We start from the raw sequence: 8,987 nt of genomic DNA, 5'->3' as shown, positions 1-8,987 counted from the left end.
TTTGCTTTAGTATCTATCATCCAAATTATATTTTAATGAACTCTACATATGAAACAACTTATACTTATTTGCCTGAGCAGCCTGTTGCTTTTCAGTTGCTCTAAAGACACGGAAATTGCTGAGCCTCTTATAGATGCGTATGCTGCCAAGTATATGGTTGATATGAATGAAGGAGCTAACTTTACAAATTTTCAAGCTTATAAGCTTGAATACAAAGATGGCAAAGTAACCAAAAGAACCGGAGGACAGGAATGTGTATTTGATAATTCGTGCCAAGGTAAGTCACTTCTTGATCAATTTAATATAGTAGATGATGTAACGTATGGCAAGAACACGATTAGTATTATTAACAGAAGTGGTGACAGCCAGTGGGATATCCGGCATTGGGAGTGGCTAATCAAGTTAAAGAATCCAAGTCAGATAGAGTACCTGCTTCGCAAGATTGAGAATCATAAACTGTATGACTCTCTTCGCTATGTTTACGATGCTGATAATAGATTGAAGCAGATCATCAAATATAGGGTCTATGAGGATGAATATGAAAAGTTTGCAATCAAAGATGGCTTGAAAGACTTCTTCTTTAATACCGCTGGAAATCTTGAAAAGGTTGAAACGCGACGATTACTTCATGATGGCTTTGTAATAAAGATGGTATTAGAGCGCTTTGATGATTATGACACTGCTGTAAACCCGTTCCGAAGTTTGTTTATGTTCGATGACACATTTTACAGGTCATTATCAAATAACAACTTTAGAAAATATAGAAGGCAGGAAGTAGAATTGCCCAATGGGATTTTATATGATACCCAAGGACGGGATTGGGATCTTGAATGCGGTGACGCTAATTGGCCTTTTTTCGATAAGCTATAACTTGCTGGAAGGTTAGCAAAATCAGTCTATACATTATAACTGCACATCACATAAAGAACCATGGAGTCACTCATTCACGAAGGAAAAACGTTTGAAAAAGTCAGCTACTCAGGCAAGCAGATAAGAGGCAGAGAGTTTGAGCGCTGTACCTTTAAATCCTGTGACTTTTCTAACAGCGACTTCTCACAGAACCGCTTTGTAGACTGCGAATTTGTAGGATGTAACCTGGCAATGATGAATTTAAGTGGTTCCTCGATGCGGGATGTCTCTTTTAAGGATTGCAAGTTAACTGGACTCAACTTCTATGAGTGCGAGGATTTTTTGTTTTCTGTTCAGTTTGACAATTGCATCCTTGACTATGCTTCTTTTACAAAGAAGAAAATGCCAAGAACGAAATTCATCAACACTTCCCTGAAAAACGTGGACTTCACAAGTGCTAACCTCGACAAAGCATTGTTTGATAATACGAACCTGGAGTCGGCTGTTTTTAGCAGAACAGAGTTGAAAGAGGCAGATTTCCGAACGGCTTACAATTTTACCATTGATCCAGAAGCAAATAACCTTACCAAAGCCCGCTTCTCATTGCAAGGACTGGAGGGGCTGCTTACCAAGTATAAATTACGCATTGAGTAAAGTGTAATTTGATGTATGGCTTTTAGGTAAAGTCTATTTGAAGACATAGCAACTATATAATTTTAATAACTCAACTCCTATCTCTCTCGTGAAGCAAATTATACTGCTGTGTATCTGTGCTTGTGTCTTGTTCAGCTGCGATAAAGAGCATGAGGCACCAATATTTTCTATTGAAGCATTTGCCTCCAAATATATGGTGCGTTCTTATTATAGAAGTGCTTATCAAGAAAGTGCTTATCAGCATTGGAATATCATAGATCCGCTTGAGGCTTATACATTAGAATATGTGAGAGGTAAAGTAACGAAGCAAACAGGGGGATATAATTGCCTTCTGAACAATGTCTGTTTTAACGATACTATTAAGAGCAATGACCGCCAAGTAATTTATGACGTAAACCGAACCGGAAATGCAGTGGATGTAACTATCAGAAGCATTGGAGAGTGGAAGTGGGTTGTGCAGGAATGGCATTTTAAAATGAAAGCCGAAAATCAACCAGATTATTTAATATACAAACAGGAAAATAGGCAGTCCTACGACTCACTTAAATATACCTATAGCAGTGATGGTAAGTTAGCCCAAATTGTATGCTTTTCCGTATTCAGGAACCAGCATGGTACATCTGTGAACAAAGATGCGGTTAAAAATTTCTTTTTTAATGCTGAAGGGAATCTGGAAAAAGTGGAAACCCGACTTCTGCTTAATGATGAAAAATTTCTGACAATGATTATAGAAACGTTTGAAGATTACGATACGGCGATAAATCCTTTTCAGCACCTGTTTATGTTTGATAACACTTTCTATAGATCGCTTTCCAAGAACAACTTTAGGAAATTCAGAAGCCAGAAATTAGATGTAAGGAGCGGAGCTGATACAGGATCATACGGGTGGAATTGGACACTTGAATATAACGAACAAGGGGTCCCTCTGTTTAATAAATTATAAATAATGCTTGTTTTTGCACCTTTCCATCTTACTTCGCTGGCTTTGCCTACAAGATGAGCAGGGAGGGCTATTGTAAGAACAGTAGCTGTTACACCTTTTCAAAGCTCCCACACTACAATTATTTCCAGAGATTTATCTCCTTCATCCTTACATCCTAACATAGTCATCTTATCTTTGCAGGCAAGTATAACCAAACACTGCCACCCGTGTATAAAAGTCTGCTTCGCCCGCTGCTCTTCCAGCTCGACCCCGAGAAAGTCCATTACTTGACCACTGATGCCCTGCGTGCTTCCATGAAGCTGCCCTTGGCCCGTAACATAACTCAAAGTATGTTCAAGGTTGATGACCCAAGGCTGGAGCGAGAGCTATTCGGGCTGAAGTTTCCGAACCCGGTTGGTCTGGCTGCAGGCTTCGATAAAGATGCCATGCTGGTGGATGAACTGGCGGAGCTTGGGTTTGGCTTTGTAGAGATCGGCACACTTACCCCAAAGCCACAGTCCGGCAATGATAAACCACGCCTTTTCCGCTTACCCCAGGACCAGGCCATCATTAACCGCATGGGCTTTAACAACAAAGGCGTGGATGCGGCGGTGAGAAGGTTAGAGAAGCGAAAGAGCAATATTATTGTAGGCGGCAACATCGGCAAAAACAAAGTGACGGCGAACGAAGATGCCCTCAGCGACTATCTCTACTGTTTTAAGGCGCTGTTTGACGTGGTGGATTACTTTGTAGTGAACGTAAGTTCTCCCAACACGCCAGACCTACGTGCTTTGCAAGACAAAGAGCCACTGCAAAGGCTGCTGGTATCGCTTCAGGAAGAGAACCAGAAAATGAGGACGCCTAAGCCGCTGCTGCTCAAGATTGCGCCCGATCTTAACCTGAACCAGCTGAACGATATTATTGAGATTGCCACAGAAGCAAAGTTGAGCGGTATTATCGGTACCAACACCACCGTTAGCAGGCAAGGGCTGCTAACACCAGAGGCACGGGTGCAGGAAATAGGTATGGGCGGCCTGAGCGGCAAACCTCTAACCATCCACTCTACACAAATTATCCGCCACCTGCGTACTTTTTTGCCACCAGAAATACGTTTGATTGGCGTAGGCGGCATCATGACGGCACAGGACGGGGTAGAGAAACTACAGGCAGGCGCTGACTTAGTACAGCTTTATACAGGTTTTATCTATGAAGGTCCAGGCTTGATAAGTCAAATCAATAAAAAATTACTTTCCAGGTAGCTTAGATTAACGCGCTAAGGCGAAGGCAATGCCGCTAAAAAGTGTAAATTTGAGATTCTAATTAGCAGATAGTATGGCCAAGAATACTTACAGAAACGACACGGTGCAAGCAGGGCGGAGAAATGAGGCGCGTAGTAAGAACGAGCCACGCGTAGGGAATGTGCCGAAGGGGGAGAAGCCGAAGAAAGCTAAAAAGAAGTGGAACTTCCGCATCCCAACGCCTAAGTTTAACTTCAAGCCAGCCTTTTTCCAGGATCGCCGCTTTAAGCTAACAGTAGGATTTACTTTTTTGCTGCTGGCCTTTTTCCTGACCATTGCTTTTGTTTCTTATCTCTTTACAGGCTATGCCGACCAAAGCGTGGTGGAGACAGTAAGCGGCACAGGCTTAAAAGAGTCGGGGCAGGAAGCTGAGAACTGGCTAGGCCTTTTTGGCGCCTGGCTTTCACATATCTTCATCAATGATCTGGTAGGCGTTGGAGCCTTCTTTGTTATACCCATCCTATTTTTTACCGGCACAAAAATCGTGTTTAAGCGGGTAAATGTGTCGCTAAGCTATGTAACAGGGCTTTGTAGCTTTTGTATGCTGTGGCTTAGCCTTACGCTTGGCTATGTTGTTTTTTCATCAGGTGCTATCGAGAAATTAGGCTTTTTAGGCGGTGCCATTGGCGTTGAAACCGCCATTTGGCTGAATAGCCTGATTGGGTGGGGTTCCTGGCTGCTGCTGGGTTTCCTGCTGCTGGTATTTGTGGTGAGCTTCTTTAACGTTACAAGTATAAACTGGGGTACAGGCAAGCCTGCCGTACTGGCTATGGAGGGAGCAACTGCTACAGATAAGAACTATGCTGATAACTTAGGCGATGTGCTGGGAGGCAGAGCAAACCAGGTGAACCACAATGCCGATCCTACGGCCTCGCTCGAGTATGAGGAAGATGAAGAAGAGGAGGAGTATGCGTATGAAGAAGATGAAGAAGACATACCGTTTGACGAGGAAGACGAAGAAATAAACCGCGCCCTCGAGATGGAATTGAGCACACTTTCTGCAGAGGAAGAGCCTGCTCCAGTTCCTGCACCTGCAAAGCCAGCTGCACCCGCACTGGAATTAGATATCGAACTTCCGGAAGACATGCTGCTGGACGAGGTTTCAGTGGAAGAGGAGCCGGAGATGGAACTGGAAGTAGAAGAAACAGAGGAAGAGGAGAATGGCAAAGGAGCGATGGAGAATTATGATCCGACCATGGATCTGGCCCGCTACCAATATCCAACCTTAGACCTGCTAACCGACTATGGAACCAGCAAAATTCAGGTAACCAAAGAAGAACTGGAAGCCAACAAAAACAAGATTGTAGATACGCTGGGGCACTATAATATCAGCATCGCAAGTATAAAAGCTACCATTGGCCCAACAGTTACACTCTATGAGATTGTGCCGGATGCCGGGGTGCGTATCTCCAAAATCAAGAACCTGGAAGATGATATTGCCCTTAGCTTAGCGGCCTTGGGTATTCGTATTATTGCGCCTATTCCCGGCAAAGGTACCATTGGTATTGAGGTGCCGAACACGAAGAAAGAGATGGTTTCTATTAAATCCATCCTATCTACCGAGAAGTTTATGAAGAGCGATATGGACTTGCCAATCGCTTTCGGTAAGACCATTACCAACGAAGTTTTCATCACCGACCTGGCTAAGATGCCACACTTGCTGATGGCAGGTGCTACAGGTCAGGGTAAGTCAGTTGGTCTTAACGCCATACTTACCTCTTTGCTGTACAAGCGCCACCCATCGCAGCTGAAGTTTGTGCTAGTCGATCCCAAGAAGGTGGAATTGTCGCTGTTCAACAAGATAGAGCGCCACTTCCTGGCTAAGCTGCCCGATACGGACGAAGCCATCATCACCGACACAAAGAAAGTGGTAAACACACTGAACTCGCTGTGTATGGAGATGGACATGCGCTACGACCTGCTGAAAGATGCCGGCTGCCGTAACCTGAAAGAGTATAACCGCAAATTTGTAGAGCGAAAACTCAACCCGAAAAAAGGGCACAAGTTTATGCCTTTCATCGTGCTGGTGATTGACGAGTTAGCCGACTTGATGATGACAGCCGGTAAAGAGGTAGAAACACCGATTGCCCGTCTGGCACAGCTGGCCCGAGCTATTGGTATACACCTGGTGGTAGCAACGCAGCGTCCGTCGGTAAACGTAATTACGGGTATTATCAAAGCCAACTTCCCGGCACGTATTTCTTTTAAAGTAACGTCTAAAATCGACTCCCGCACTATTCTGGATGCCGGTGGTGCCGACCAACTGATTGGTCAGGGTGATATGCTCTTCTCTATCGGCTCGGATATGATCCGTATCCAGTGTGCTTTTGTGGATACGCCGGAAGTAGACCGTATCTGCGACCACATCGGCAATCAGCAAGGCTACAGCGATGCGTACCTGCTGCCTGAGTTTGTGGGCGATGATAGCGGTAACGAAAAAGCCGACTTCGACCCAAGCAACCGCGATGCATTGTTTGAAGAAGCGGCCCGTATTATTGTGCAGCACCAGCAGGGCAGTACCTCGCTGCTGCAGCGCCGCCTGAAGCTGGGCTATAATAGAGCTGGCCGTTTGATCGATCAATTAGAGTCTGCCGGAGTGGTGGGTGCATTTGAAGGAAGCAAGGCCCGTGAAGTTTTAATTCCAGACGAGTACAGTTTGGAACAGTTATTGAATACCCTCGGGTAGAACTTTAACAAGTACCTAAAAACGATATGAAAAAGTTATTCTCTCTATTGCTGGTTGTGCTGCTTTTTGCTTCTGCAGCGAGTGCACAGCAGGACCCTCAGGCGGCAAAGATCCTGAACGCCATGAGCCAGAAATATAAGTCGATGAAGGCTTTTAAAGCTGACTTCGCTCAAACCCTGGAAAACCCTTCTGCCAAAGTAAAAGAAACCATGGATGGCAGCGTAACGGTAAGTGGCGATAAATACCGCTTAGGTGTGAGTGGCCAGGAGATTATCAGCGATGGTAAAACTATGTACACGTACCTGAAGGATGCCAATGAGGTAACCATTACAGAGTCAGATCCGGAAGCAGAGGCAATGGCCCCAAGTAAGATATTCGAGATGTACAAGAAGGGCTATAAGTACGCCTATGCTGGTACCGAGACAATGGGCGGCGTAAAGCATGATGTAATTGAGCTTTCTCCGGACGACAGAAAAAACCCGATATACAAAGTGCGTTTGTACATAAGCCAAAAGGATAAGACTTTGAAAAGCTGGCAGATGTTCCGTAGCAACGGCAATCGTTATACCTACACCATCAGCAACTTTCAGGCAAACCCTGCACTTGCCTCTGATGCCTTTACTTTTAATAAGGCCAAGTATAAAGGCGTGAGTGTGGTAGACTTAAGATAAACCGACCTTTTATGATATAGAAAAGGCTGCTCCACATGGGGCAGCCTTTCTTTTTTTAGTAGATGTAGGCCTTATCACGAACCTGCCTTGATTACCACCAATGTTTTAGTGATGTACTGATTTTCTCCTGCGGCCTGAAATTTCAAAATATAAATGCCCGGCTTTTCTGGTTTAAAGCTGTAGTTTACCTGGCGTGTAGGTAAATACATAGCGCAGGTTTCCCCAACATACTTCGGAAATACTTTGATAGTATACGTCATCTGATCTGTACTCACATCAAAAGAACCAAAATTACCGCAGCTGTTATTCACCACAAAGTAAATGTTAGCAGTTACCGTTTGCCCAACAACGGCGGTTTCGGGCATCTCAACCATCGTGACAGGTGCAGGGTCTTTTTCTAATGGGCTTACATCTTCCTCATCTTTAGAGCAACTAAAACCGCAGAACAGGAACAGGGCGAAAATGGCAAGTAGTCTTATCATAGCTATATAGGGTTTATATAGATAAGAGTACAAAAAGAGCAAAATAGTTGCAAGTCAGGTGCTTTGGGGAATTTATTGTTGATGCCCTCACTGCAAGTGCCAGCTTTTAATCGATCTACAAACCTATAGAGGTGTGTACTACTGACACGAGGTATAAAAGCTGATATGTAATGGGAGCGATTGTAGTTTCCCTTATGTACTGGCAACTCTACACCAGAGGTGCTACTGCTGCCACATCAACCTTACTTACAACCACTGCACCGTTGCGATACGGTATAAAAGCCATACTTTTGTATAAACCTAACCTACCTCAAACCGATGACGAGAGAACAGCTTTTTGAGCAAATCCTAAAGAAAAAATCCTACCTGTGCGTTGGCCTTGATACAGACCCGCTGAAACTGCCGGAGCACCTGCTGGATACAGAAGATCCTGTATTTGAGTTTAACCGCCAAATAGTGGAAGCCACTGCAGATCTTTGCGTGGCCTATAAGCCCAACATCGCTTTTTACGAGGCACAGGGGCCGCAGGGGTGGGTGAGTCTGCAAAAAACATTGGAGGTGATTCCGCAGGAAATCTTCACCATTGCCGATGCCAAGCGTGGTGATATAGGCAACACCTCAGAGTTATATGCCCGCGCTTTCTTTCAGCAGATGAGCTTTGATTCGGTGACAATCGCGCCTTACATGGGAGCCGATTCTGTGAAGCCTTTTCTCACGCAGGAAGGCAAGTGGGTGATTTTGCTTGCGCTGACTTCTAATGCCGGCAGCCAGGACTTCCAGATGCTGCGCCTGCACGATGGCAAGGAAGAGTATATGTTTGAGCAGGTACTGAGAACCAGCGCAGACTGGGGTACCGCTGAGAGTATGATGTACGTGGTAGGAGCCACCCGGGCAGACTATGTGCAGCGCGTGCGTCAGATAATTCCTGACCATTTCCTGCTGGTGCCAGGCGTAGGCGCACAGGGCGGTAGCTTGGAAGAAATCTCACGGCTAGGCATGAACCAGCAATGTGGTTTGCTGGTGAACTCCACCCGCGCGATCATCTACGCCTCGTCCGGCAAAGATTTCGCTGAGAAAGCCCGTGAAGCCGCACTAGAGGTGCAGCGTGAAATGGAGGGGCTTTTGAAGGAGTTGGTTGTTGGGTAGCTTTAATTGCTTTTCAGGATTTCGCTTATTCCGTTTAGCTCATTCCGTAAATTCTGCTATATTGGGCTTATACTGGAGTAATTTTGTTTATACTATAATTATGGGAGTATTGAATACTAGCTTTGAAATGTATAGAAGAGGAAACCAACCCCCATACTGCAGTCTGAGGATATTAGCAAAACAGGCTCTAAGCACTCCAACTAAAGGGCCAATAACCGGAACAGCTCCTTATATACTATAGTTAGCACAAAATTATAATAATGAAAACTAAAGCCGACA

The 8,987-nt window shown here is 44.8% G+C and carries 8 protein-coding genes; 7 read left to right on the top strand and 1 reads right to left on the bottom strand.

Features of this window, described 5'->3' with window-relative positions; all coding sequences use genetic code 11:
• Positions 1–48 precede the first annotated feature (48 nt).
• The 6 genes from ACFQ2O_RS17285 (at position 49) to ACFQ2O_RS17260 (ending at position 7,080) form a co-directional block, all read left to right on the top strand.
• On the top strand, positions 49–870 hold the full coding sequence (locus ACFQ2O_RS17285) for a hypothetical protein (RefSeq protein ID WP_377530665.1): 822 nt from the start codon (positions 49–51) through the stop codon (positions 868–870).
• Positions 871–930: 60 nt separating this feature from the next.
• The gene (locus ACFQ2O_RS17280) at positions 931–1,503 is read left to right on the top strand and encodes a pentapeptide repeat-containing protein (protein WP_377530663.1); all 573 of its coding nucleotides are present in this window, start codon (positions 931–933) and stop codon (positions 1,501–1,503) included.
• Positions 1,504–1,591: 88 nt separating this feature from the next.
• Entirely contained in the window at positions 1,592–2,446 is an 855-nt protein-coding gene (locus tag ACFQ2O_RS17275) for a hypothetical protein (RefSeq protein WP_377530660.1), read from the top strand.
• Between the two features lie 206 nt (positions 2,447–2,652).
• A complete protein-coding gene (locus tag ACFQ2O_RS17270; RefSeq protein WP_377530656.1) occupies positions 2,653–3,684 on the top strand; it encodes a quinone-dependent dihydroorotate dehydrogenase in 1,032 nt (343 codons plus the stop codon).
• 73 nt (positions 3,685–3,757) lie between these two features.
• Positions 3,758–6,409, top strand: a complete 2,652-nt coding sequence (locus tag ACFQ2O_RS17265; protein ID WP_377530653.1) for an FtsK/SpoIIIE family DNA translocase — start codon at positions 3,758–3,760, stop codon at positions 6,407–6,409.
• 26 nt (positions 6,410–6,435) lie between these two features.
• Positions 6,436–7,080, top strand: a complete 645-nt coding sequence (locus tag ACFQ2O_RS17260; RefSeq protein WP_377530651.1) for a LolA family protein — start codon at positions 6,436–6,438, stop codon at positions 7,078–7,080.
• Between the two features lie 74 nt (positions 7,081–7,154).
• Here the strand turns inward: ACFQ2O_RS17260 and ACFQ2O_RS17255 are convergent, their stop codons facing one another.
• Positions 7,155–7,562, bottom strand: a complete 408-nt coding sequence (locus ACFQ2O_RS17255; protein WP_377530647.1) for a hypothetical protein — start codon at positions 7,560–7,562, stop codon at positions 7,155–7,157.
• A gap of 318 nt (positions 7,563–7,880) precedes the next feature.
• Between ACFQ2O_RS17255 and pyrF the strand changes: the two genes are divergently transcribed.
• Complete coding sequence (gene pyrF / locus ACFQ2O_RS17250) at positions 7,881–8,708, top strand: orotidine-5'-phosphate decarboxylase (protein ID WP_377530645.1); 828 nt, start codon at positions 7,881–7,883, stop codon at positions 8,706–8,708.
• Positions 8,709–8,987: the final 279 nt, after the last annotated feature.

The sequence above is a fragment of the Pontibacter rugosus genome, assembly GCF_042678745.1.
GTDB lineage: Bacteria > Bacteroidota > Bacteroidia > Cytophagales > Hymenobacteraceae > Pontibacter > Pontibacter rugosus.
This window is presented reverse-complemented; position numbering and strand designations above follow the sequence as displayed.